23 protein-coding genes are annotated in these 23,315 nt (G+C 62.9%); 12 read left to right on the forward strand and 11 right to left on the reverse strand.

Annotated elements, in window-relative coordinates; translation table 11 throughout:
* Positions 1–14: 14 nt before the first annotated feature.
* Positions 15–1,193 (reverse strand): GGDEF domain-containing protein, encoded by a 1,179-nt coding sequence (locus M1E04_RS09845; protein ID WP_192130211.1) that lies wholly within the window; start codon positions 1,191–1,193, stop codon positions 15–17.
* 253 nt (positions 1,194–1,446) lie between these two features.
* On the opposite strand from M1E04_RS09845, the gene M1E04_RS09850 reads away from it, so the two are divergent.
* Positions 1,447–2,430 carry a GlxA family transcriptional regulator gene (locus tag M1E04_RS09850; protein WP_456293172.1) on the forward strand — a complete coding sequence of 328 codons (984 nt, stop codon included), beginning with the start codon at positions 1,447–1,449 and terminating at the stop codon, positions 2,428–2,430.
* A gap of 126 nt (positions 2,431–2,556) precedes the next feature.
* Positions 2,557–3,030, forward strand: coding sequence for a transcription elongation factor GreB (greB, locus tag M1E04_RS09855; protein WP_065988745.1), 474 nt, complete (start codon positions 2,557–2,559; stop codon positions 3,028–3,030).
* A gap of 78 nt (positions 3,031–3,108) precedes the next feature.
* On the opposite strand, the gene M1E04_RS09860 is transcribed toward greB, so the two are convergent.
* Both M1E04_RS09860 and M1E04_RS09865 read right to left on the reverse strand, forming a co-directional pair.
* The gene (locus tag M1E04_RS09860) at positions 3,109–5,622 is read right to left on the reverse strand and encodes an ABC transporter permease (protein ID WP_456292856.1); all 2,514 of its coding nucleotides are present in this window, start codon (positions 5,620–5,622) and stop codon (positions 3,109–3,111) included.
* The gene (locus tag M1E04_RS09865) at positions 5,622–6,305 is read right to left on the reverse strand and encodes an ABC transporter ATP-binding protein (protein WP_456292857.1); all 684 of its coding nucleotides are present in this window, start codon (positions 6,303–6,305) and stop codon (positions 5,622–5,624) included. Before M1E04_RS09865 ends, M1E04_RS09860 begins: the two co-directional genes overlap by 1 nt.
* A gap of 10 nt (positions 6,306–6,315) precedes the next feature.
* On the opposite strand from M1E04_RS09865, the gene M1E04_RS09870 reads away from it, so the two are divergent.
* From M1E04_RS09870 to M1E04_RS09885, 4 genes are all read left to right on the forward strand, one after another.
* Positions 6,316–6,921 carry an arylesterase gene (locus M1E04_RS09870; RefSeq protein ID WP_456292858.1) on the forward strand — a complete coding sequence of 202 codons (606 nt, stop codon included), beginning with the start codon at positions 6,316–6,318 and terminating at the stop codon, positions 6,919–6,921.
* A gap of 119 nt (positions 6,922–7,040) precedes the next feature.
* Positions 7,041–7,505 carry a thiol-disulfide oxidoreductase DCC family protein gene (locus tag M1E04_RS09875; RefSeq protein ID WP_456292859.1) on the forward strand — a complete coding sequence of 155 codons (465 nt, stop codon included), beginning with the start codon at positions 7,041–7,043 and terminating at the stop codon, positions 7,503–7,505.
* Positions 7,506–7,576: 71 nt separating this feature from the next.
* Positions 7,577–7,873, forward strand: a complete 297-nt coding sequence (locus tag M1E04_RS09880) for a hypothetical protein (RefSeq protein ID WP_065988524.1) — start codon at positions 7,577–7,579, stop codon at positions 7,871–7,873.
* Between the two features lie 83 nt (positions 7,874–7,956).
* Positions 7,957–8,925, forward strand: a complete 969-nt coding sequence (locus M1E04_RS09885) for a L,D-transpeptidase family protein (protein ID WP_456292860.1) — start codon at positions 7,957–7,959, stop codon at positions 8,923–8,925.
* Between the two features lie 78 nt (positions 8,926–9,003).
* Here M1E04_RS09885 and M1E04_RS09890 read toward each other — a convergent pair whose 3' ends face one another.
* Complete coding sequence (locus tag M1E04_RS09890) at positions 9,004–9,255, reverse strand: Lpp/OprI family alanine-zipper lipoprotein (protein WP_065988522.1); 252 nt, start codon at positions 9,253–9,255, stop codon at positions 9,004–9,006.
* 645 nt (positions 9,256–9,900) lie between these two features.
* Here M1E04_RS09890 and M1E04_RS09895 point away from each other — a divergent pair.
* Entirely contained in the window at positions 9,901–10,182 is a 282-nt protein-coding gene (locus M1E04_RS09895) for a GNAT family N-acetyltransferase (RefSeq protein ID WP_065988521.1), read from the forward strand.
* Between the two features lie 65 nt (positions 10,183–10,247).
* Here the strand turns inward: M1E04_RS09895 and M1E04_RS09900 are convergent, their stop codons facing one another.
* A complete protein-coding gene (locus M1E04_RS09900) occupies positions 10,248–11,324 on the reverse strand; it encodes a 3-deoxy-7-phosphoheptulonate synthase (RefSeq protein WP_065988520.1) in 1,077 nt (358 codons plus the stop codon).
* 303 nt (positions 11,325–11,627) lie between these two features.
* On the opposite strand from M1E04_RS09900, the gene M1E04_RS09905 reads away from it, so the two are divergent.
* The 5 genes from M1E04_RS09905 (at position 11,628) to cysB (ending at position 15,642) form a co-directional block, all read left to right on the forward strand.
* Positions 11,628–11,963, forward strand: a complete 336-nt coding sequence (locus M1E04_RS09905) for a YbbN family protein (protein ID WP_244160342.1) — start codon at positions 11,628–11,630, stop codon at positions 11,961–11,963.
* 12 nt (positions 11,964–11,975) lie between these two features.
* A complete protein-coding gene (locus M1E04_RS09910) occupies positions 11,976–12,959 on the forward strand; it encodes a putative 2-dehydropantoate 2-reductase (RefSeq protein WP_456292861.1) in 984 nt (327 codons plus the stop codon).
* Positions 12,960–13,005: 46 nt separating this feature from the next.
* Positions 13,006–13,926, forward strand: a complete 921-nt coding sequence (locus M1E04_RS09915; protein ID WP_074892511.1) for a 5'-nucleotidase — start codon at positions 13,006–13,008, stop codon at positions 13,924–13,926.
* 95 nt (positions 13,927–14,021) lie between these two features.
* Positions 14,022–14,516, forward strand: coding sequence for a universal stress protein (locus M1E04_RS09920; RefSeq protein WP_065988517.1), 495 nt, complete (start codon positions 14,022–14,024; stop codon positions 14,514–14,516).
* Between the two features lie 151 nt (positions 14,517–14,667).
* Positions 14,668–15,642 carry an HTH-type transcriptional regulator CysB gene (gene cysB, locus M1E04_RS09925; RefSeq protein WP_456292862.1) on the forward strand — a complete coding sequence of 325 codons (975 nt, stop codon included), beginning with the start codon at positions 14,668–14,670 and terminating at the stop codon, positions 15,640–15,642.
* 123 nt (positions 15,643–15,765) lie between these two features.
* Here the strand turns inward: cysB and M1E04_RS09930 are convergent, their stop codons facing one another.
* The 6 genes from M1E04_RS09930 to M1E04_RS09955 form a co-directional block, all read right to left on the reverse strand.
* Positions 15,766–16,500, reverse strand: coding sequence for a phosphoadenylyl-sulfate reductase (locus tag M1E04_RS09930; RefSeq protein WP_456292863.1), 735 nt, complete (start codon positions 16,498–16,500; stop codon positions 15,766–15,768).
* A gap of 220 nt (positions 16,501–16,720) precedes the next feature.
* Positions 16,721–18,064 (reverse strand): aminodeoxychorismate synthase component I, encoded by a 1,344-nt coding sequence (pabB, locus tag M1E04_RS09935; RefSeq protein ID WP_456292864.1) that lies wholly within the window; start codon positions 18,062–18,064, stop codon positions 16,721–16,723.
* A 61-nt stretch (positions 18,065–18,125) separates the two neighbouring features.
* On the reverse strand, positions 18,126–19,205 hold the full coding sequence (locus M1E04_RS09940; RefSeq protein WP_455912851.1) for an ABC transporter substrate-binding protein: 1,080 nt from the start codon (positions 19,203–19,205) through the stop codon (positions 18,126–18,128).
* A 17-nt stretch (positions 19,206–19,222) separates the two neighbouring features.
* On the reverse strand, positions 19,223–21,334 hold the full coding sequence (locus tag M1E04_RS09945; protein WP_456292865.1) for a TonB-dependent receptor: 2,112 nt from the start codon (positions 21,332–21,334) through the stop codon (positions 19,223–19,225).
* An 8-nt stretch (positions 21,335–21,342) separates the two neighbouring features.
* The gene (locus M1E04_RS09950; RefSeq protein WP_456292866.1) at positions 21,343–22,107 is read right to left on the reverse strand and encodes an ABC transporter ATP-binding protein; all 765 of its coding nucleotides are present in this window, start codon (positions 22,105–22,107) and stop codon (positions 21,343–21,345) included.
* Positions 22,104–23,123, reverse strand: coding sequence for a FecCD family ABC transporter permease (locus M1E04_RS09955; RefSeq protein WP_456292867.1), 1,020 nt, complete (start codon positions 23,121–23,123; stop codon positions 22,104–22,106). Before M1E04_RS09955 ends, M1E04_RS09950 begins: the two co-directional genes overlap by 4 nt.
* Between the last annotated feature and the right edge of the window lie 192 nt (positions 23,124–23,315).

Genomic DNA, 23,315 nt, shown 5'->3' on the forward strand with positions numbered 1-23,315 from the left:
CCTTCGGTGAGCCTTCACTGTGTGGGCAGCGGATCGCTGCCGTTGACACTCTGATCTACCAGCTGAATGCGGTTGCGTCCACCCCGTTTCGATTCATACAAGGCCGCATCGCTGCGCTCGATCAACGCCGCCAGGTTGGGCGGCGGTTGGCTGAACAGGCTGGCGCCGATGCTCAACGTCACGGGCTGGGGCGTGGAAAAGGTTGCCGAGGCCGTCGCGTGAAAGGCCTCACGCAGCGTGCTCCCTACGGCCAGCAAGTGCTCGCTGGACGTGTCACTGAGCAACACCACGAATTCGTCACCGCCCAAGCGCGCTGCCAGCGACCCCTGGGGCAAGGCCGCACGGATGATGTCGCTGAGCGCGACCAGCAGCCGGTCGCCGGCGCTGTGGCCGTAGAGGTCGTTGACAAGTTTGAAATTGTCGACGTCCATCAGCAGCAACGCTGCCGGCCGAGCCTGCGAGACACTTTCCAGCAGACGCTGCCCGCGCATTTCCAGCGCGCGGCGGTTGTACAGCGCCGTCAGCGGATCCCGCGCCGCCAGCCGGGCCATGCGTTTTTCCCGGCGATGACGCTCCGAGCCGGTCATCGACAGGGCGATCAGCATCACCGCCATCGTCCCTTCGACCAGCGAAATCTGGATGATCTCGCCACGAAAGGCCGCCAGATCGATCAGCGTGCCAGGCACCACCGCTGTGACCGCCTTGGAAAAATAGAACAGGCCGTGGACCAGCAGCACATAGCGCAACTGCACCGCGCCGACGCTCAGGGACTTGCCGTGGGGGCGCAGCAGCCCGCTGGCCTTGACCATGAGCAGCGAGATCAACAGCGAGTTGGCGGCCAGCATCACCTTTGACCACCACGGCTGGTCCGGCAGCAGCAACAGCCCGAGCCACAGGACGAAGATCAGGTACCAGGCCTTGGACAGCCGGGCTTCGGTAAACCGCGCAACGCCCAGCAGGAAGAGCCAGTGGGCGGTGACCAGCAAGCCGTTGGCGAACCAGATGCCAATCACCAGAATGCCGCTGCTGCGCAGCAATGCCAGGGTGGAGCCCACCGAAATGGTGGCGAATCCTGCGCTCCAGAACAGCAACGAAGGCCCCCGCACCGTCTGCCATTCCACGGCCAGGTACAGCGCTGCCGCCGCAGCGAGGGCGATGGTGATCGTCAGCAGGGTGGTCGGGTCGAGCGCCATAAGCAGCCTGGTGGGTAAGGAGGGTGGTGGTTGGGCGAATGTCAGCCCTGGCAGGCTTTTTTTCGCAGGCCGATGTGTATCGGCCACCTCGACAAAACTTTAACGCCGGCGCCGTTCCGCTAGAATGGCGCAGACCCGGCCGTCGTTGATCAAGGAAGTCTCCTTGGGGAGCGAACGGGTGCAACCATCGGCACCCCGGGCAGGACGCAAAAGCGAGGCGGCATTGATCGAGCGGCGAGAATTCAGCGGGGGCATGAAGGGCAAGAATCTTCGCTACGTGGATGAGAACAAGCCTGCCCCCTCGGCCCAGACCCGAACCGGCTTCCTGCTGCTCGAACACTTCTCGTTGCCGGCTTTCACCCAGGCTCTGGACACATTCGTCACGGCCAACCTTCTGCGCCCCGAACTGTTCACCTCGCAGACATTCGGCTTGCACGAGGGCGAAGTGATCAGTGATCTGGGGCTCGTCATTCGGCCCGACGCGCGGCTCGACGTCTCGGCGCTGAAGGACCTCGACCTGCTGGTGGTCTGTGGCGGTTATCGCACCGGGCTAAAGGCCGATGAGCGACTGTCTCACCTGCTGACCACGGCTGCCGAGCATGGCATTACCCTCGCCGGGCTGTGGAATGGCGCCTGGTTCCTTGGCGCAGCGGGCCTGCTCGACGGCTACCGGTGCGCGATTCACCCCGAGCACCGCGCCGCCCTGGCGGAGATCTGCAAAGTCAGTGAGGTGACCAGCGAAGCCTTCGTCATCGACCGCGATCGCCTCACCGCCGCCAGCCCTGCTGGGGCGTTTCACATGGCGCTGGAATGGATCAAGACCCTGCACGACAAGGCCCTGATCGAAGGCATCGAGGACATTCTGTCTTTCGAGGAGTCGCGCTATCGGCGGATCAAGCCAAGCCGGCACATGACAGTCAGCGCACCGCTCAAGGAAGTGGTCAAGTTGATGGACGCCAACCTGGAAGAACCCTTGGAGCTTGAGCAACTGGCGGTGTACGCCGGGCGTTCGCGGCGACAGATCGAGCGGCTCTTTCAGGAGCAGTTGGGCACCACCCCGCAACGCTATTACCTGGAATTGCGCATCACCGAGGCCCGGCGCCTGCTGCAGCACACCGAGTTGACCCAGGTGGAGGTGCTGGTGGCCTGCGGGTTTGTCTCGCCGAGCCATTTCAGCAAATGCTACAGCGCCTACTTCGGCTATCGGTCCTCCAAAGAAAAGCGTCTGGTCAAATGAGCGCCGCCTTGATTTACCCGCCCGCCAGCCCAACCCTGTAGGCTTCGTTCTGACAAGGACAGGCAGGCACAGACCAGCACTGCCGGACCCAGGCCTGGCCGCACAGAGACAGCGTCAATGAGTGAAATCAGCACCAAAATAATCACCGTCGAGGGCCATGCCGCCCTCAAGAAAGAGCTCGACTACCTCTGGCGCGAGCACCGCCCTGACATCACGCAAAAGGTGGCGTGGGCCGCTTCCCTGGGGGATCGCAGCGAGAACGCCGATTATCAGTACAACAAGAAGCTGCTGCGCGAGATCGACCGGCGGGTGCGCTACCTGCGCAAACGTCTGGAAGACATGCGCGTGGTTGCCTATTCGCCGGAGCAGGAAGGCCGGGTGTTCTTCGGCGCGTGGGTCGAGGTCGAGGACGAGGAGGGCGAGAGCAAGCGTTTCCGCATCGTCGGTTATGACGAGATCTACGGCCGTATGGACTACATCTCCATCGATTCGCCCATGGCCCGGGCGCTGCTGAAGAAACAAGTCGACGACGAAGTCTCGGTGCCGGTTCCGTCCGGCAGCAAGCAATGGTGGATCACTAAAATCGAATACCTGAACTAGCCGCAGCGTTGCGCTGGCCGGTCTGGCTTCTCGAGCAGACGGTGGCGGGGCATTGCCGACCACCGTCAGATCCTGCTCCTAACCCTCGCGCAGCACTTGCAGGGGACTGGCGTTCAGCGCGCGCCGTGTGCCGAACACGCCTGCGCCGCCGACCAGCAAGGCGCCGATCAGTGGCAGCACCAGCAGCCAGACGTGGGGATGCCACTGCAGGTTGAAGGCATAGCGGTAGAGGGCAAAGCTCACCAGTTCACAGCCAATCGCCGCCAGCACACCGCTGACCGCCCCGAGCAGACCGAACTCGATGCGCCGGGCCTTGATCAGCAACGCGCGGTTGGCGCCCAGCGCCCGCAGCAGAGCGCCCTGTCGAATCCGCTCATCGAGCGTCGCCTGCAAGCCGGAGAACAACACCGCCATCCCCGCCGCCAGCACGAACAGCAGCACGTACTGCACCGCCATCGTCACCTGATCGAGAATGCTGCGCAGCTGCTCCAGCAACGCTTCCACCTGCAGGATCGTCACGGCCGGGAAGGCCCGGGACAGCTCGACGATTTGCTGATCATTGCCCGGCGCCAGATAGAAACTGGTCAGGTACGTGGCCGGCACGTCCTTGAGGGTGCCGGGCTGGAAGATCATGAAGAAGTTGGGCTGAAAGGTGTCCCAGTTGATGTCGCGCAGGCTGGTGACCTTGACCTCGCGGGTCAGACCGCCGATCACGAAACTGAGGGTGTCGCCCAGTTTCATGTTCAGGCTGTTGGCCAGTTTGGTTTCCACCGACACGCCGGGGACCACGCCCTCCGCAGGCGGCTGATCGCTTGCCCACCATTGCCCGGCGGTGATGCTGTTGCCTTCCGGCAGCGTTGCCGCCCACGTCAGGTTGAGGTCGCGCTGGGTGGCGTTTTCGCCACGGGAGTCCTTGGTGACGAACTTGCTCACCGGCTCGCCATTGATGGTCATCAGGCGCCCTGGAATCATCGGGTACAGCGGCGCGCTGTGGGTCGACAGACGCCCCATGCGTTCAGCGAAATTATCCTTGTCGTTGGGCAGGATATTCAGCGCGAAGTAGTTCGGCGCATCCTTGGGCAGCTGGTTCTGCCAGGTGTCGAGCAGCTCGCCGCGCAGCAGCGCAATCAGTCCCATCGACAGCAGAATCAGCCCGAACGCCAGGGACTGGCCGGCGGCGGCCATGGGGTGGCGCAACAGCTGACCCAGACCCAGGCGCCACGGCAGCGAGGCCCCGGCCAGCAAGCGGCGCAGGCTTTTCAGGGCCAGCAGCAATACACCGCCGAGCACCAGCGCCGCGATCAGACCGCCGCCGAGCAGGGCGAACGTCAGCACCAGGTCCAGACTCAAGCGCCACATGATCAGGCCCAGCGCGAACAGCGCCGCGCCATAGACCAGCCACGTGCTGGCCGGGATCGGCAGCATGTCCCGACGCAATACCCGCAGCGGTGGCACGCGACCCAACGCTGCCAGCGGCGGCAGTGCAAAGCCGGCCAGGGCGACGAGCCCGGTGCCGATACCGGCGACTGCCGGCAGCCAGCCACCCGGCGGCACGGCGGCGGGCAGCAGGCTCTCCAGCAGATGAAACAGGCCCAGTTGGGCAAACCAGCCGAGCAGGGCGCCTGCCGCACTGGCCGCAACGCCGAGCATCGCCAGCTGCAAACCGAACAGCACCAGTGCTTCATTGCGCGACAGGCCCAGGCAACGCAGCAGCGCACTGGCATCGAAACGCCGCGCCGCGAAACGCGCCGCCGACAAGGCCACCGCCACGCCGGCCAGCAGCACCGCGACCAGGCTGGCCATGTTCAGGTAACGCTCGGCCTTGCCCAGCGCGCCGCCGATCTGTTGATTGCCATCACGGGCGTCGTCGATTTTCTGATTCGGCGCCAACCCGGGTTCGACGGCCTTGCGGTAAGCCGCGAGGTCCTGGGGCGTGCCGCGCCACAGATCCCGATAACTGACGCGGCTGCCGGGCTGCACGACCTTGGTGGCCTCAAGGTCGGCCATGTTGATCATCACCCGGGGCGTCAGGCTGTAGAAGTTACCGGCGCGGTCGGGCTCGTAGGTCAGCACCCGGGTCAGCTTCAAGGTCTTGGAACCGACGTCGATGCTGTCGCCCACTTTCAAGTTGAGCGCCACCAGGATCCGCGCTTCCGCCCAGGCTTCGCCGGCTTGGGGCTCACCACCAACGGTTTCCGCTTCGTAGGGGGCAGGCGCGCTTTTCAGCTCGCCGCGCAACGGGTACGCCCCATCGACGGCCTTGACGCTGGCCAGCTGGATGCCGTTATCGGTGGCCACCACGCTGGAGAAAATCACGATCTGCGAGTGATCCAGCTTCAGCGCGTTGCCGGCATCGATCTGCGCAGGTGCCGCCGGCGTGGAGCCGCCGAGGATCAGGTCAGCACCGAGAAACTCCGTCGCGCGCAGCAGCATGGCGCTGTTGAGGCGTGCGCCGAAATAGCCGATGGCGGTGCTGGCGGCAACTGCCACCACCAGTGCGAAGAACAGCACGCGCAGCTCGCCGGCGCGGGCATCGCGCATGAGCTGGCGCGCCGCGAGGCTGAGCAGGCGTGAGAAAGGCAGGCGTGCCATCAAGGCTCCATTGGGGCGACCAGTCGGCCACCCTCCAGACGGATCAGGCGCCGGCAACGGTGGGCCAGGCGCTCATCGTGGGTGACCAGCACCAGCGTTGTGTTGCGCTCCTGATTCAGCTCGAACAGCAGATCGCTGATGCGCTCGCCGGTGTGGCTGTCCAGGTTGCCGGTGGGCTCATCGGCGAACAGCACGTCGGGGTCGGCTGCAAACGCACGGGCGATGGCGACCCGTTGCTGCTCGCCGCCCGACAGTTGCCGTGGTGTGTGGGTCAGGCGCTGACCCAGGCCGACCCGCTTCAGCAGATGCCGGGCCTGATCGCGGGCGTCTTTGCGGCCCTCAAGCTCCATGGGCAGCATGACGTTTTCCAGCGCGTTCAGGCTGTCGAGCAACTGGAAGGACTGGAAGACAAAGCCCACGTGTTCGGCGCGAACCCGGGCGCGCTGATCTTCATCCAGCTCGCTGAGGTTGCGACCGGAGAGGACGACGGAACCGGCGCTGGGCAGGTCGAGACCGGCCAGCAGGCCGAGGAGGGTGGATTTGCCCGAGCCCGACGCGCCGACGATGGCCAGCGTGTCGCCCTTGTTTAGTTCCAGGGAGAGTTCGTGCAGGATGGTCAAGTCACCTTCGGTGCTTGGGACCACTTTGCTGAGGTTCCGAGCACTGAGAATACTTTCGCTCATGGAGAATCCGATGCGTGCGTGGTTTTTAAGTGCTGGCCTGGGTTTGCTGCTGGTATCACAGGGCGCGATGGCAGGCACGGTGCTGATCGTTGGCGATAGTATCAGCGCGGCTTTCGGCCTGGATACCCGGTTGGGTTGGGTCAGTCTGCTGGAACAGCGTCTGGCGAAGGAAGGCTTCAAGGAAAAAGTGGTCAATGCGTCGGTCAGCGGCGACACCAGCGCAGGAGGCCAGGCGCGGCTGCCGTCGCTGCTTGCCGAGCACAAACCGGATCTGGTGATCCTCGAACTGGGCGGTAATGACGGCCTGCGCGGGCAACCGCCGGCGCAATTGCAACAAAACCTTACCGACATGGTTGAGCAGTCCAAGGCGGCGGGGGCCAAGGTGCTCTTGCTGGGCATGAAAATCCCACCGAACTATGGTGAGCGCTACACGACAGCATTCGCCGCTGTGTACCCGAAAGTCGCCCAAGAGACCAACGTGTCTTTGGTGCCGTTCATGCTGGAAGGGGTTGGCGGCCGGCCTGACATGACCCAGCAAGACGGCATTCACCCCAATGTTCCGGCTCAGCCGTACTTGCTGGATAACGTCTGGCCGGTCCTTAAACCCTTGCTTTAGTCGCGGCTGCAGACATCAGGCATTCGGCGATGGGGTCAAACATCGAGTGCGAGGGACCGCTCATTGCCAGCACGAAGGTTTGCGCCTATGGTGGCCCAAACCTATACAGGACCCAAAGGATGTACAAGAAAGAGCAGTGGCCACTCACGCTGTACTTCGACGGTGACTGCCCGCTTTGCGCGCGGGAGATCAAACTCCTGCGTTCCCACGCTTGCGCGAACGCGGAGGCAGGCGCAGACGCAACAACCGCGCGACTGCTGTTCGTCGACATGAGCGAAGAGGGCTTTGATGCACCGGCTCTTGGATTCACCCATGAGCAGATGCAGTCTGTTTTGCATGCCCGTTTCGACGATGGCACCTGGGTCACGGGCCTGGATGCGACGCTCTGGAGCTGGCGTGCAGCCGGGCTTGGTGCCTGGGCTGCGCCACTGTCATGGCGGCCGTTGAGACCCCTGTTGAACCTCGGTTATCGGTTGTTCTGCCGCTTTCGTCCCCAGCTGGCGTGGTTACCTCATCCGGATGGCAACCGCCGATGCCGCGACGGCAGTTGTACGGTTTCCAGACCCTCAGACCAAAACCGCTGATTTAAAGGCCTGCAGGCCTTTTCCGGACGGGGTCTTTCGGCTAATGTGGCGCCCCCGCTCTGGAGCCCTCAATGCCGCGCCGTCCTGCCTGGTCCCTTTATGCCTATCAACTGATCGAGCCTGACGAACAGCTCGACCTGTTCGCGTGCCAGGAAATCCTTGTGCATCTGGTCGCTCGCCAGCTCGAACTGGCAGGCTCCGCCGACCGCACGTTGTGCGGCACCTTGTTGCCGGCGCAGCCGCGCTGGTCGGAAGTGCAGCAGACGGTTTATCAGGACGAGCGCCTGTGCCCGCTGTGCCGGGCGATCATCGACGCGCAACGGCGCGGCTGGCACCCGATCTGGCCGGAACTGGAAGCCGGCGTTTAAGGCCACGCGAACACTCCCGGACGCGCAGGGGTGCGTGTACAATCGCGCACAATCAAGCCTTCCGTTTACCAAGGATTCTCCGGATGTTGTCGCGCATTCCAGCTTTCGCCCGCTGTCTGTCGCTCGCTGCGCTGTGCGCGGCCGGCCCCGTCTCCGCCCTGGAGTTTCCGTTGCCGCCGCCCGGTGAGGACATCATCGGCCAGGTGCAGACCGTGACCGCCAAGTACGAAGACACTTTCGCCGACCTGGCCACGCGCTACGACCTGGGTTACCTGGAAATGATCGCCGCCAACCCGGGCGTCGATGCCTGGCTGCCGGGCGCAGGCACCCAGGTGGTGCTGCCGACGCGTTTCATCCTGCCGCCGGGTCCGCGGGAAGGCATCGTCATCAACCTCGCCGAGTACCGTTTGTACTACTACCCGAAAGGCCGGAACGTGGTGTACACCTTCCCGCTGGGTATCGGTCGCGAAGGCTGGGGTTCGCCGGTCTCCACCACCAAGGTCACCGCCAAAACACCGAATCCGACCTGGACGCCGCCTGCGTCGGTCAAGGCCGAGCACGCCGCCGACGGCGATATCCTGCCCAACGTGGTCCCGGCCGGGCCGGACAACCCCCTGGGCCCGTTCAAATTCGGCCTCGGGCTGCCGGGCTACCTGATCCATGGCTCGAACAAGAAGTTCGGCATCGGCATGCGCACCAGTCACGGCTGCTTCCGCATGTACAACAACAACGTGCTGGAAATGGCGGACATGGTCCCGGTGGGCACCACCGTGCGCATCATGAGCGAGCCGTACAAGTTCGGCGTCAGCGGCGGCAAGGTCTACCTCGAAGCGCACACGCCGCTGGACGAAAGCGGCAAGCCGTCGGTGGTCGACAAGCACACCGCCGTGATCAACGCACTGCTCAAGCGCGAAGACCTGGCCAACAGCCTGCGGATCAATTGGGATGAAGTGCGGGACGTAGTGGCTGCCGAAGACGGCATGCCGGTCGAGATTGCCGTGCCGACCACGGCGGCCCCCGTGGTGGGCGAAGCGCCAATGACGCTGCAGTAACGCTGCGACGTCAAACGCCGGGCAATAAAAAAAGCCGACCCGTTAAGGGGTCGGCTTATCAATAATCCCGAGGGATTATTACTTGCGGCTAGCCTTGTCCAACATACGCAGAGCGCGCTCGTTGGCTTCGTCAGCAGTTTGCTGAGCTTTTTGAGCAGCAGCCATAGCTTCATCAGCCTTGCGGTAGGCTTCATCGGCACGGGCTTGCGAACGAGCGGCTGCGTCTTCAGTTGCAGTCAGACGAGCTTCGGTTTCTTTGGATGCGCTGCTGCAACCGGTAGCCAGAACTGCGGCCAGGGCCAGAGCAGAGAATTTCAGAACGTTGTTCATCGTGTTCCCCTTAAAGGACTTCTATCAAATTAGTCATCTCTCGAGAGTGAGAAAACGACCGGCGTACATCTTACTCATTGTTTGTAGTAAGTAAACGGACCGCGCGCAACATCTGCAGAAAATTCTTGGGTTTGAACGGGTTCCGTCGAACTCCTCACGCTTTTTCTTCGCACGCAGAAAGCCCCAGGGCGCAGGTGTCAGTCAGGTGACTCCGGCCCAGGCGATTTCCCACTACCATCCACGTATCGGCGACCATTTTTATATAGTCGATTATCGTGGCAGGCGCACCCTTGAGAGCCGTTTAAATGGCCCTGAAGTGACTTGAGTCCGGGCATGGCGTCTCAATGGACATTCGTCGTCGATAACAGGTTCCATGGGGCATGCAGTCAGATGCGCGGCAACGCAATTAACAGTTGATTCACTTGAGCGCATTCGCTCGGGGCGCCTATATTCGCCTGTGCTCAAATTGTTTGAGAACAGCGATGCTCTTCGCGGTGTCCAAACGGCACAGGGTGGCGCAGTCAGCTCTATTGCAGAAGGACCTATTGCAGAAGCCAATAGTGGTCGTACTGCCTGTAGAGGTTCCTTCGCCGGGAAAATGTCGATAAGGTAAGGGTCCAATTCCAAGACCCGCGAGGAGTAGTGATGAGCGAGGCGTTGTCCATCCACCATGACGAGACCGGTCACCAGTTCGAAGTCAATATCGACGGCTACCGTGCCTATCTGACGTACATGGACCTGGGTAAAGAGACCCTGGATATCTACCGTACGTTCGTTCCCAACGAATTGCGCGGACGTGGGATAGCGGCAGCCTTGACCAAGGTGGCCCTCGACTATGCCGACCGGATCGGCTACACCGTGATTCCTTCGTGCTCCTATGTGGAGCGTTACATGGAGCGCAACCAGCGGCAGGCTGCGAAGATCTGACCGAACCGCGCTTCACACAGTAAAACGCCGAGCATGTGCTCGGCGTTGTCGTTTCTGCAGTACGGTCAGTCGCGTTTGCGCGTTGGCAGTACGTCCTTGAGCTTGGCGTGCATGCTGCGCAGGGTTTTCTCGGTGCTGTCCCAATCGATGCAGGCATCGGTGATGGACACGCCGTATTGCAGGTCGGCGAGGTCTTTGGGAATGGCCTGGCAGCCCCAGTTCAGGTGGCTCTCGACCATAAGTCCGATGATCGACTGGTTGCCTTCGAGAATCTGGTTGGCAACGTTTTCCATCACCAGCGGTTGCAACGCCGGGTCCTTGTTGGAGTTGGCGTGGCTGCAATCAACCATGATGTTCGGCTTGATCTTCGCCTTGTTCAGCGCCTGTTCGCACAGGGCAACGCTGACCGAATCGTAGTTGGGCTTGCCGTTGCCGCCGCGCAATACCACGTGACCGTAGGCGTTGCCTTTGGTGGTGACGATGGACACGCCGCCTTCCTGGTTGATACCGAGGAAGCGATGGGGGCTGGACACCGATTGCAGGGCGTTGATGGCCACGGTCAGACCGCCGTCGGTGCCGTTCTTGAAGCCGACTGCCGAAGACAGGCCCGAGGCCATTTCCCGGTGAGTCTGGGACTCGGTGGTGCGCGCGCCGATGGCCGACCAACTGATCAGGTCCTGCAGGTACTGAGGCGAAATCGGGTCGAGGGCTTCGGTCGCGGTCGGCAGGCCTTTTTCGGCCAGGTCGCGCAGCAACTGACGGCCGATGTGCAAGCCATCCTGAATCTTGAAGGAGTCGTCCAGATACGGGTCGTTGATCAGGCCTTTCCAGCCGACAGTGGTGCGTGGCTTCTCGAAATAGACGCGCATGACCAGATACAGAGTGTCGGACACCTCGGCCGCCAGCGCTTTCAGGCGATCGGCGTATTCGTGGGCGGCCTTGAGGTCGTGGATCGAGCAGGGCCCGATCACGATGAACAGGCGGTGATCCTTGCCATCGAGGATGTTGCGGATGACTTCGCGGCCCTGGCTGACAGTGGCCTGGGCGGCGGCGGTCAGCGGGATTTCGCGTTTCAGCTGATCCGGGGTGATCAGTGTCTCGTTGGAGGCAACGTTGAGGTCGTCAATCGGTAAATCAGCCATCGTGTTACTCATCAGGTCACGGATGCTGGCCGCCAGCGTCCCCGTGCGGCGGAGCCGAGCATGATTGAGCGCAACGGGGGAGCCGAACCTTAGCGCGTTAGCCGGTGGTTCGACAATGGGTAAACGTGGCTTTCGTCCAACGGTTGCGGCATTGTCTGACCTGTTTCGGACTGAGGAATGGCACGATGGATATTCCCGACGAAAGCCGACTCGACTGATACCCCGCTATTCCCGGCTAAAGCGCGTCCTGCGAAAGGCGGCGAAGGCCTTCAGTCACCCGAACATCATTCAGAGGAGAAGCGCGTGGATCAACTGCAACTGACGGACTTCGACCTCGACCAGCAACTTCTCAATCTGCCCGGCGTCTCACTGCTGATTTTCACCAGCCTGGGCTGCTCCAGTTGCCGCTGGGCCCGGCATCATTTGCCCGAGCAATCGTTGCCGCTGGATCGGCTGTGCTGGATCGATGCCGAAGAAAACGGCGGCGCGGTGGAGCGCTACGGCGTGTTTCATCTGCCGACGATGTTTGTGATACGCGACGGCGCCTTCTTCGGGGCCCTTCGCACGCAGATGTCAGCCGACGCTATTGTCACGGGCCTGGCACACGCGCTGGCGACGCCGCCAGACGAATTACCCTGAAGCGGAGTTTCCATGAGCGAAAGAGCAGCGAGCGAAAGTGCAGCGAGCGAAAGCGCAGTCAAACCCCGGATCGGCATCATCGGCACCGGTGCGATCGGCGGCTTCTATGGTGTGATGCTGGCCCGGGCCGGCTTCGATGTGCACTTTCTGCTGCGCAGCGAATTCGAGGCCGTCGCCCGCAACGGCCTGCACGTGGACAGTCAGGTGCACGGCCCGTTGGTGCTGGAAAATGTCCAGGCCTACGCCTCAGCGGCCGACATGCCGCCCTGCGACTGGCTGCTGGTCGCCGCCAAGACCACCGGCAACGGCGGGGTGGCCAACGCTATCGTCCAAGCCTCGGCGCCAGACGCCAAGGTGTTGCTGCTGCAAAACGGGTTGGGCGTTGAGGACCAATTGCGCGAAGAGCTGCCCGATTCCCTTCATCTATTGGGCGGCCTGTGTTTTGTCTGCGTGCATCGCACAGGGCCGGGGCAGATCACCCATCAGGCCTTTGGTGCCGTGAACATCGGCTACCACAGCGGGCCGGCCGATTTGGCAACGCGCGGGCACTGGGTCGAGCAGAGCGCTTCGCTGTTTCACCAGGCGGGCATTGACTCCGTGGCGATGGACAACCTCGACAAAGCACGCTGGCAGAAACTGGTGTGGAACGTGCCCTACAACGGGCTTTCCGTGCTGCTCAACGCCAGCACCACGCCGCTGATGGCTGACGCCGACAGTCGCGCGCTGATCCAGGGCTTGATGGCGGAAGTGGTGCAGGGCGCCGAAGCGTGCGGGCACGTGCTGCCGGAGGGCTACGCCGAGCAATTGCTCAAGGTCACTGGCCAGATGCCGGATTACCGGCCGAGCATGTACCACGACTTCACCGAAAAACGCCCGCTGGAACTTGACGCCATCTACGCCCGGCCCCTTGCGGCTGCGCTGGCCGCCGGCTGCGACATGCCCAAGGTGCGCGCCCTGTATCACGCGCTGGCGTTTATTGATCGCGGCAATCGTTGACGGCCAATGCCGTGCGCTTGCCCACCTCCCGCTTTAAGGAAAACTGATGAGCACTCAGCTGAACGTAAAAACCCCGGGGAGCAAGCTGGTGCTGGCGATTTCCTCGCGGGCGCTGTTTGATTTGCGGGAAAGCCATGACGTTTATATGGCCAGCGGCGTCGCTGCCTATCGCCAGTACCAGATCGACCACGAGGACGAAATCCTTGAGCCCGGTGATGCGTTCCGGCTGGTGGAAAAACTGCTCAGCCTGAACGCCAGCCTGAACCAGTCCCGGGTGGAAGTGGTGCTGGTCTCGCGCAACAGTGCCGACACCGGCTTGCGCGTATTCAATTCGATTCAGCATTACGGCCTCGACATTTCCCGCGCGGCGTTCGTCGGCGGGCGCAGTCCGTTTCCGTATCTGGCCGCTTTCGGCAGTCATCTGTTCCTGTCCACCCACGCCGAAGACGTGCGCAGCGCGCTGGACGCCGGCTTCGCCGCCGCGACCATTCTCTCTGGTGGCGCCCGTCGCGCGGCCAGTGCCGAGCTGCGCATCGCCTTCGACGGTGACGCCGTGCTGTTTTCCGATGAGTCCGAGCGCGTGTATCAGTCCGGAGGGCTTGAGGCGTTTCAGGCCAATGAGCGCGAAGCGGCGCGACGGCCCTTGCCCGGCGGGCCGTTCAAACCCTTTCTCGCGGCATTGAACGCCCTGCAGCGCGAATTCCCCGAAGAGTCCTGCCCGATTCGCACGGCGCTGGTCACCGCGCGCTCGGCGCCGGCTCACGAGCGGGTCATCCGCACACTGCGCGAGTGGGACATTCGTCTGGATGAGTCGCTGTTCCTCGGCGGCCTGGACAAATCGGCGTTTCTGGAAGCTTTCGCGGCGGACGTGTTCTTCGACGATCAGCCGGGCCACTGTGAGCGCGCGCGGGAAGTGGTGGCGACCGGGCATGTGCCCCACGGCATCAGCAACGAGCTAAAACCTTGAGGCGTTAGACCGAAAAGCAGCAGTCGGGCCGCCTGAGTGCGCGGCGCGCTGCTACGCTGATTAAGTCTTCACTTCAAAGGCTGTCCGGGGGTCCCATGATCCGCTCGATGCTCTACGCCACGGACCTCGGTGCTTATGCGCCGTATACCCTGCAGCACGCGCTGGTGCTGGCACGGACCTTCGATGCCGAGCTGCACGTTGTGCATGTGGTGGAGCCCATGGGCCTGTTTGCCGAGTCCGTGTTGCAGAGTTATCTTGCCGCCGACGTGCTCAAAGAGCTGCACAGTGAGGGCGTCAACACGGTGATCGATGGCATTGAGGCGCGGGTCATGGACAGCTTTCGTGAAGAACTGGGGGAGGGGCATGAGGACCTTGCCCTGATTCGCAGCGTTCGCGTGGTCCAAGGCGATCCATCCAATGTGATACTCGATCAGGCGCGCCTGCTCAGCGTCGACCTGCTTGTGGTGGGCAGTCGCAGCCACGGCGGGGAGGGGGATACGCCGATTGGCCGGACGGCGGCGCGAGTCCTGCAACTGTCCGACGTGCCGGTGTACATGGTGCCGATGCTGCACAGGCACACACCGAGGTGATCGCATTCCGGGAATGTGCCAAGGGCGTCAAAAGCTGCGTGCCATTACCGGATAAAAGTGATAAAAAGTTCTAGCTTTGCCTTCCTGACCAATAATCCAGTTATATACCGTCGCTGATGCCCGTGGCGTCTTCCGGCTTTGAGGGATACATATGAAGCTTCAACAACTGCGCTACATCTGGGAAGTGGCGCACCACGACCTCAACGTTTCAGCGACCGCGCAAAGCCTCTACACCTCGCAGCCGGGCATCAGCAAGCAGATCCGCCTGCTGGAAGACGAGTTGGGCGTCGAGGTCTTCGCCCGCAGCGGCAAGCACCTGACCCGCGTCACCCCGGCAGGCGAGCGCATTATCACGACCGCCGGCGAGATCCTGCGCAAAGTCGAAAGCATCAAGCAGATTGCCCAGGAATTCTCCAACGAGAAAAAGGGCACGCTGTCCATCGCCACCACCCACACCCAGGCGCGTTACGCGTTGCCGCCGGTGATCAGCAATTTCATCAAGCAGTACCCGGACGTCGCGCTGCACATGCATCAGGGCTCACCGATGCAGATCGCCGAAATGGCCGCCGACGGCACGGTCGATTTCGCCATCGCCACGGAAGCGCTGGAGTTGTTCGGCGATCTGGTGATGATGCCGTGCTATACCTGGAACCGCTGCGTGGTCGTGCCCCAGGGCCACCCGCTGACCAAAGTGCCGAAGCTGACCCTGGAAATTCTCGCCGAATACCCCATCGTGACGTACGTGTTCGGGTTCACCGGCCGCTCCAAGCTGGACGAAGCATTCAGCCACCGTGGGCTGACGCCGAAAGTGGTATTCACCGCCGCCGACGCTGACGTGATCAAGACGTACGTAAGATTGGGATTAGGCGTCGGCATCGTCGCGAAAATGGCCGTCGACCCCAAGCTGGACAGCGATCTGGTGGTGCTCGACGCCAGCGAATTGTTCGAAGCCAGCGTAACCAAGATCGGTTTCCGCCGCGGCACCTTTCTGCGCGGTTTCATGTGCGACTTCATCGAGAAGTTCGCCCCGCACCTGACCCGCGAGGTCATGGCCAAAGCCATTCAGTGCCACAATAAGCAGGAACTGGAAGAGCTGTTTGCCGGGGTTGAACTGCCCGAGCACTGAGAGGCGGCGTGCGCAAAACCTGTAGGAGTGAGCTTGCTCGCGATGCGTCGGGTCAGACGCTGAATGGCGCGTGCCAGACCGTCATCGCGAGCAAGCTCACTCCTACAAGGTTGCGATCTGCTCTCAGGACTTCGCGATCATATTTCCCGCATGCAGCCCGCATTCCTTCTGTGTCGCTTCTTCCCACCACCAGCGGCCTTCGCGTTCGTGCTGATTCGGCAGGACCGGGCGCGTGCAGGGTTCGCAGCCGATGCTGATGAACCCGCGCTCGTGCAGGCTGTTGAACGGCAGTTCGAGCATGCGGATGTAATTCCACACGTCAGCGCTGCTCATCTGGGCCAGCGGGTTGAATTTGTACAGCGTGCGTTCCGGGGTCGAGAACGCGCTGTCGATTTCCACCACCGCCACGTTGTTGCGCGTGCTCGGGCTCTGGTCGCGACGCTGACCGGTGGCCCAGGAGGTAACGCCGGACAGCTTGCGGCGCAACGGCTCGATCTTGCGGATCCCGCAGCACTCGCCATGGCCGTCGCGGTAGAAGCTGAACAAGCCCTTTTCCTTGACCATCGGCTCGAGCTTTTCGCGGTCCGGGCTGACGATGTCGATGTCGATTTTGTACTGCTCGCGGACCTGATCGATGAAGCGATAGGTCTCCGGGTGCAGCCGGCCGGTGTCCAGGCTGAACACTTTGACGTTCTTGTTGATTTTCCAGGCCATGTCCACCAGCACCACGTCTTCCGCGCCACTGAAGGAAATCCACAGGTCGTCGCCGAAGTGCTGGAAGGCAAACTTGAGGATGTCGGACGGGGATTTGCTGGCGAAGGTGGCGGCGATGTCGTCGACGTCGAAAGGGTGGTTCATCTGGGCGGCTTCCTGATCAGGGCTGGCGCTTAAGCGCTCGTAATGGCGCAGATGGTAACAAAAAACGTCGGGCCGTTTGGCTGAAAGCGAGGAGAGCACGGGTGCTTTGGCGGGCGGCAAACCTGTCGGGTTGCCACCCCGGTCACTCCCACAGGGTTGCATTCCCCGCCATACATCACCTAAAGGCTGCCACCCGAAACGGACAGGTTCACCGTCCCGATCACATCCCCTCCAGCGTCTCCATCAGCACCCGCACCTTGGTGAAGGTCTCCTGATATTCCGCCTCCCACTGCGAATCAGCGACGATCCCACCGCCGCCCCAACACGCAACCTGGCCGTCTTTTGCCAGCAGACTGCGGATGGCGATGGAGCTGTCCATGCTGCCGCGCACGTCCAGGTACATCAACGAGCCGCAATACAAGGCCCGACGGTTGGGCTCCAGTTCGTCGATGATCTGCATCGCGCGGATCTTCGGCGCGCCGGTGATCGAGCCGCCGGGAAAGCTGCCGCCAATCAGGTCCAGCGCGTCTTTGTCATCGGCCAGTTCGCCGGTGACGGCGCTGACCAGGTGATGCACGTTGGGATAGCTCTCGAGACTGAACAGCTCCGGCACCTTCACTGAACCGATCCGGCAGGTTCGCCCCAGATCGTTGCGCAGCAGGTCGACGATCATCAGGTTCTCGGCGCGGTCTTTGTCGCTGGCGAGCAATTCCTGAGCAAACGCGGCGTCCTCAACGGCATCTCGCCCTCTCGGCCGCGTGCCTTTGATCGGCCGGGTCTCGACCTGACGCTGACTGACTTTGACGAACCGCTCCGGCGACAGGCTCAACACCGCATCCCCCTCTGGCAGGGCCAGATACCCGGCGAACGGCGTGGGGCAGGCCACCCGCAGTGCTTGATACGCCGCCCACGGATCACCGAGGTACTGCGCACGAAAGCGCTGGGCGAAATTGACCTGATAGCAGTCGCCGGCCTGAATGTAGGCGTGAATCCGCTCGATGGCCTGCCGGTACTGCTCGGCATTGATGTCCGGCGCGAAGGGCGCTGTCAGCGTGAACGATGGTGCCGGTTGCGCCACGGGTTGCTCGAACAGCGCGATCAGACGCTGGCGTTCGGCGTGATCAAGGGCGGGGTGAAAGACCAGCTGGCTGGTGTGGTCGTGGTGATCGCTGATCAGCGCCCAGGCGTAGAGGCCCAACCGCGCGGCGGGCAGCTGCAGGTCATCGGTAGCCTGATCGGGCAGGGGCTCGAACAGACGGCCGAAGTCATACGCCAGGTAACCGATCAACCCACCGGCGAATGGCAGCGCGCAGTGCTCGGGCAGATCAGCTTCACCGAGCCGGGCCAGTGATTCACGCAGGCGCTGGAGAAAGCCCGGACCGGATTCGTCCGCCACCGGCTGCAGGGTTTCCAGCGGCCAGGCGCTGATCAGATCGAAGCGGCCACGGTCCGCAGTCGGGCGACCGCTGTCCAGCAGCACGGCGCCCGGGGCACCGCGCACGTGGGCGAAGTAACCGCTGGGGTCGGCGTAATAGGGCAGTGGGTGTACAGAGCAAGTTGGCATGCGAGGCGTGGATCAGTCAGTGCGCGAGGACGGCGATTGTAGTCTTCCCCAAGGGCGAGTCCTAGGGGGAAGGCGCAGTCGCTGGCGGCTCACCGTGCAAAATTCGTTGGGCCTCCTCCGGCGTCAGCGGGTAATCGAAAAAGCGCCGGTAGAAGTCCGTCGTCTGTGCCGCCATGTCCACGTCCGGGAACAAAGCGGGATGCAACTGCTGCGCCGCCCACGCCACCTGAAGCGCGACTTCGGTGCCGTACCGATCCCACGGGAACACCCCTGCCGGGTTGCGCAGGACGCGCCCGTTGCGCACGGCCTCAAGCTGGTTCAGCAGTTGCGGTTGCGCTGCTTGGTCCAGCCGGCCTGCGTTCGCCGCGAGAATGACGACATCCGGCTGCCAGGCCAGCAACTGCTCAGCCGACACGATCTGCAGATTGCCCTTGAGTCCGGTCGCGGCATTGCGGGCTCCGGCGAGCTTGATCCAGTCGTCGATCAGCGTGTCGGCGCCGTCCACTTTCAGCGGATTGACCGAGGCGATGTGCAGCACTTTGGGCCGCTGCTCCGCCGGGATACCCGCGACCACGCGATTGACTGCTGCCAATTGCTGATCCAGAAACCTGTTGTAAGCAATGGCCCGAACGCCGGGTTCTGTGCCGCCAAGGGCTTGAGCGGTGTTGAGCATCGAGCGTTTCAACCCGGCCAGGTCGGTGTAGCCCATCTGCATGACCGGCAGGCCCAGCTGTCGATAGGCGATGGCCTGACGGTCGCCGAGGGCGGTAAACACCAGATCGACGTGCTCGGCGAGCAAGGTTTCGGCATTGAACGCCGTGCCTTCGATGGCCGTGGCCTGGTTCAGCGTTGGCAGGATCTTGAACATCCACGGTTGGCTTTCGGGATGGTTGACCGTCGCAACGATGCGCGAGCCGGCCCCGAGCGTCATCAGCAGCACGTGATGGGCGTACCAGGCGTCAGCGATACGCGCGGGTTCGCAGGGAAGGCTGACACGTTGGCCGCTATCGTCCTGCACCTGTCCGGGTTTCAGCAGACTGGCCTGAATGTTCTGCCCAGCGTCACCCAGATCAGCGAAGGCGCAGGCACTCAGGCCGGCGAGCAGCACACCGCTCAGCAAGCCTTTTAGCAAATGGCGCATGCCGCCCTGCCGCCGCCTCACAGGTCCACCTGAATCGACGCCTGCACCATGCGCGGCGCGGCCGGGGTTGCGCTGGCTTGCCCGGCACCGGTGTAGCCGTTCAGCCCGCCGGGGACGATGTTGGTCCAGTAGCGTTCGTTGGCCAGGTTGGTGACTTCGAGGCGGTAGACCGTGTCGCGTTTCATCAACCGGGTGCTGTAGCTGGCGCCGGCGTCGAAGGTCTTGTAGCTGCCCACCCAGTGATCGTTGCTGTCATCGGTGGGGCGCGCGCTGGCATAACGGGCGTTGAGGTTGACGGTGAGGCCCGGCACCTGATCGATGCGGTATTCGGTCAGCAGACTGGCCGTCATCCGCGACAGCCCGACGATGCGCGTGTCTTCCGTGCTGTCGTTGCCGGTGGACAGCAGCTTCGGGTCCAGCCAGGTGATGCCGCCGAACAGCTTGAGATTTTGAGTCAAATCACCGTCGGCGAGGAATTCTAGCCCGCGATTGCGCTGATCACCCGCCACGGCATAGACGTTATCAGGCTGGGTGTAGGCGAAGGGGCGTTTGATCTGAAATGCTGCCAGCGACAGGTTGACCCCGCGCGCGACCCATTTGCCGCCCAGCTCCCACATGCGGCTGCGGTACGGCGACAGGATCGCCCCGGCGTTGCTGCTGCCGGCCGCCGCACTGTCACCCTGTTGCAGGCTGTCGGCGTAAGTCAGGTACAGCGTCAGGTCGTCCACCGGCTTGTACATCACGCTGGTCGCCGTGCTGATGCCCGAGTCTTGGGATGACGTGTGGACGCCTGCTTGAGAATAATTATCGGCGGTCAAGCGGCTCTGGCTGCCGCTGAGCATCAGGCTCCATTTCGGCGTGAAGGTCAGGGTGTCGCCCAGTACGAAGGAACGCTGGCGGGCGTTGGCCGAGTGGTAGCGATCGGTGAAGTCGGGGAAGTCAGGCTCGTCGAAGTCGACCGGATTGCTTAATGAGGCGCTGCCCAAGGTCTTCGTGCCGCCGTTCACGGGGTTGTAGTTGTCCCAGTCGAAACCGGTGACACCGACGGTCAGGTCGTGGCGAATGCCGGCGGTGTAGACGCTGCCGTTGAGGTTGGCCAGATAGCTGTTGATGGTGAAGCGGCTGGCGGTCGCGCTTGCCACCGAGCTGCGATAGGTGCCGGCATTGTTGATCAGCGTGTTGGTGACCGCGGTGGACTCGCGGTCGGCGATCTGCCGCAGCGCGCCGATGTCGAGTTTCCAGTTGCCGTCGAAGTCATGCTTGAAATGCGCGCTGGCGGTGTCCGTGGTGTTGTTGTCGCCGGAATAATTTTGCCCGAGGTTGCTGCGGGTCGGGTCCGGCGCGTGAGGCAGCGTCACGCCCGAGGCGACGGCGAACTTGCCGGGCAGGCCCTTGGATAGATAGTTGTAGTGGCTGACGTTGGTCTCGATGACGCTGTCGTCACTGATCTGGAAATCCGTGGCGAGGCTGACCAGCTGCCGGCGCAACGTGCTGCCCGGGGCATAACTGTGGCCTTGTTCGTCGGCCACGTTCAGGCGGTATTTGATGTTGCCGTCCGGGTCGAACGGGCCGCTCAGGTCAGCGGCCTTGAGCCAGGTCAGCCCGGTGCCCACGCCGACGGTCACCCGATTGCGGGTGAAATCGGTCGGGCGTTTCGACAGCAGGTTGAAGGTGCCGGCCGGGTTCGCCGGGCCATACAGCGACCCCGACAGCCCGCTCAGCACTTCGACGCCGCCCAGTTGCTCGGCCGGGTAATCGGTGGTCGACACCACATTGAGGCCGTCCAGCCGGCTGTTCTGCACCACGCTGCCCTGTAGACCCCGGGTCTGCGGCCGGGCGCCGTCGGCCTGCACGGAGGGCATGTAGCGGATGATGTCCTTGAAGCTTTTGAGCTGCTGGCTGTCGATCAGGTCCGACGACAGCACGCTGATGGAGTAGGGCGTGTCCAGCAGCCTGCGCTCACCCATTGGGCCGAGGGTCGCCGACTTCTCCCGCGCCTGATCGGCAATCGACTGTTCGGCACTGATGTCCAGCGGCGCGAGGGTCATTTCTTGGGCCAGGGTGACCTGGGCGAAGCCGCCGAACAAGAGTGGCGCGAAGGCCAGGCGCGTGGAAAGGGATCGGGTCATGCAAACACTCAGCAAGGAATGAAAAAGCGGTGGCCGCTGCTGTCGATCTGCTCGACGGCGACCTGGTAAAGACGCGCCATGAGGGCGCTGTCGATGACGTCGTGGGGGGCGCCGTCGGCGATGAGTCGGCCGTCGTGCAGGACCAGGACGCGATTGGCCGAGGCAAGAGCGTGTTCAGGGCGATGGGTGCTGGACAAAATGCTGATGCCTTGGGCGGCGAGGCGCTTGAGCAAGGCCAGCAGGCGCAGCTGATGGCCGTAGTCGAGGCCGGTGACCGGCTCATCAAGAATGATAGTATTGGCGCGCTGGACCATGGCCCGGGCGATCAGCACCAACTGACGCTCGCCGCCGGACAGCTCGGTGTACGGCCGTTCACTTAACTGAAGGATGCCCAGGTCGGTCAGGGCCTGCTGCACAGAGGTCTTGTCGTCGCGGCTCGGTGCATGGCCCAGGCCCACGCTGGGCAATCGCCCCTGCCCAACGATGTGGGCGACGCTGAACGGAAAGCTCGGCACATGGCTCTGGGGTACGTAGGCGATTTGCCGGGCGACGGCGCGGCGCTTCATCGAGCGCATCGGTTGGCCGTCGAGCAGCACCTCGCCGGCGTGGGGTGTCAGCAACCCCAGCAGCAGTTTCATCAAGGTGCTTTTTCCGGCGCCGTTGGCCCCCAGGAGGGCGATGTTGTCGCCAGCAGCGATGTCCAGCGAGACGTTATCGAGGATCACGCGGTCGCCGATTCGATAGCTCAGTTGACGGGCCTGCAAGCGCTTCATAGCCAACCCTTGCGCACGCGATGCAGCACCAGCACAAAGGCGATCGCGCCGAACAGTTCGGTGATGATGCCGAGGGGGATCTCTCCCGCCGACACGCTGCGAGCGACGCCGTCGGCCGCCAGCAGGAAGATCCCGCCCAGGCAGGCGCTGAGGGGCAGCAAGCGCGCATTGCCGGGGCCGACCAGCAGCCGCGCCAGATGCGGAATCAACAAGCCGATCCAGCCGACCATCCCCGCCAGACTCACAGTGAGTGCGCAGATCAGCGTGGTCAGCACGATCAGGCCGCCACGGATCTGCTCTACCGGCACGCCCAGGCTCAGGGCCTCGTCATCACTCAGGGACAGCGCATCGATGGCGCGGCCCGTCAGGCACAACAGCACAATCGCCACGGCCAGAATCGGGCCGATGATCCACAGTGCTTGAGCATCCACGGCGCTGAGGCTGCCGAGCAGCCAATAGACGATGCTCGGCAATTGATCCACCGGATCGGCCATGTATTGGGCGATGGACAGCAGCGAGGTGAAGAGGGCGTTCGCGACAATGCCGCCGAGCACCAGCAGCAAGATCGACGGGGTGTGGAACATGTGCGCGATGCCCAGACCGACCGGCACGGCGATCAGCCCGGTCATGCAGGCGACCAGCGCAATGGCCAAAGGCGGCAGGTGCCAGATGATCCCCAGCGCAGCGCCGAACGCACAACCGCTCAACACCCCCAGCAAACCCGGCGACACCAGCGGATTGCGGAACACGCCCTGATACGCCGCGCCCGAGACGGAAAGCCCGGCGCCCACTAGAACCGCTGCGATAACCCGAGGCAGGCGCGCCTCGATGATCAGGCTGTGAAGCAGGTCATAGCGCTGGGCGGGCATGTCGCTAAGGCCGAGCATCGTTGCGATGAACGTGCTGAGTTCGTGGATTGAGATGTGATAGCGACCCAATAACAGCGCGCAGGCTGCCGTCACGATCAATGCCAAGAGGCTGAGCAACAGAGGGGAATACAGCTTGGGAGGGGACATCTGTTGCTCATTGTTTCGGTATGTAAAAAACTATACAGCGATGGGCGAATGTTCTCTAGGGACGGGATGCCGCATGGGGTGAATCTTCATTTGGCAGGAGGTTGTGGGCGGGAATATTGGGCTGAATTTTGCGGTGTGCCGCCTGACGCCTTCCCGGCTAAAGCCGGTCCTACGAATGTGTGCGGTGCCTAG

The organism is Pseudomonas sp. AK106, assembly GCF_053903055.1.

Coding starts and splice junctions, on each gene's coding strand:
- M1E04_RS09845 (WP_192130211.1), bottom strand. CDS start 1,193: ATGGCGCTCGACCCGACCACCCTGCTGACGATCACCATCGCCCTCGCT.
- M1E04_RS09850 (WP_456293172.1), top strand. CDS start 1,447: ATGAAGGGCAAGAATCTTCGCTACGTGGATGAGAACAAGCCTGCCCCC.
- M1E04_RS09860 (WP_456292856.1), bottom strand. CDS start 5,622: ATGGCACGCCTGCCTTTCTCACGCCTGCTCAGCCTCGCGGCGCGCCAG.
- M1E04_RS09865 (WP_456292857.1), bottom strand. CDS start 6,305: ATGAGCGAAAGTATTCTCAGTGCTCGGAACCTCAGCAAAGTGGTCCCA.
- M1E04_RS09870 (WP_456292858.1), top strand. CDS start 6,316: ATGCGTGCGTGGTTTTTAAGTGCTGGCCTGGGTTTGCTGCTGGTATCA.
- M1E04_RS09875 (WP_456292859.1), top strand. CDS start 7,041: ATGTACAAGAAAGAGCAGTGGCCACTCACGCTGTACTTCGACGGTGAC.
- M1E04_RS09880 (WP_065988524.1), top strand. CDS start 7,577: ATGCCGCGCCGTCCTGCCTGGTCCCTTTATGCCTATCAACTGATCGAG.
- M1E04_RS09885 (WP_456292860.1), top strand. CDS start 7,957: ATGTTGTCGCGCATTCCAGCTTTCGCCCGCTGTCTGTCGCTCGCTGCG.
- M1E04_RS09890 (WP_065988522.1), bottom strand. CDS start 9,255: ATGAACAACGTTCTGAAATTCTCTGCTCTGGCCCTGGCCGCAGTTCTG.
- M1E04_RS09895 (WP_065988521.1), top strand. CDS start 9,901: ATGAGCGAGGCGTTGTCCATCCACCATGACGAGACCGGTCACCAGTTC.
- M1E04_RS09900 (WP_065988520.1), bottom strand. CDS start 11,324: ATGGCTGATTTACCGATTGACGACCTCAACGTTGCCTCCAACGAGACA.
- M1E04_RS09910 (WP_456292861.1), top strand. CDS start 11,976: ATGAGCGAAAGAGCAGCGAGCGAAAGTGCAGCGAGCGAAAGCGCAGTC.
- M1E04_RS09915 (WP_074892511.1), top strand. CDS start 13,006: ATGAGCACTCAGCTGAACGTAAAAACCCCGGGGAGCAAGCTGGTGCTG.
- M1E04_RS09920 (WP_065988517.1), top strand. CDS start 14,022: ATGATCCGCTCGATGCTCTACGCCACGGACCTCGGTGCTTATGCGCCG.
- cysB (WP_456292862.1), top strand. CDS start 14,668: ATGAAGCTTCAACAACTGCGCTACATCTGGGAAGTGGCGCACCACGAC.
- M1E04_RS09930 (WP_456292863.1), bottom strand. CDS start 16,500: ATGAACCACCCTTTCGACGTCGACGACATCGCCGCCACCTTCGCCAGC.
- pabB (WP_456292864.1), bottom strand. CDS start 18,064: ATGCCAACTTGCTCTGTACACCCACTGCCCTATTACGCCGACCCCAGC.
- M1E04_RS09940 (WP_455912851.1), bottom strand. CDS start 19,205: ATGCGCCATTTGCTAAAAGGCTTGCTGAGCGGTGTGCTGCTCGCCGGC.
- M1E04_RS09945 (WP_456292865.1), bottom strand. CDS start 21,334: ATGACCCGATCCCTTTCCACGCGCCTGGCCTTCGCGCCACTCTTGTTC.
- M1E04_RS09950 (WP_456292866.1), bottom strand. CDS start 22,107: ATGAAGCGCTTGCAGGCCCGTCAACTGAGCTATCGAATCGGCGACCGC.
- M1E04_RS09955 (WP_456292867.1), bottom strand. CDS start 23,123: ATGTCCCCTCCCAAGCTGTATTCCCCTCTGTTGCTCAGCCTCTTGGCA.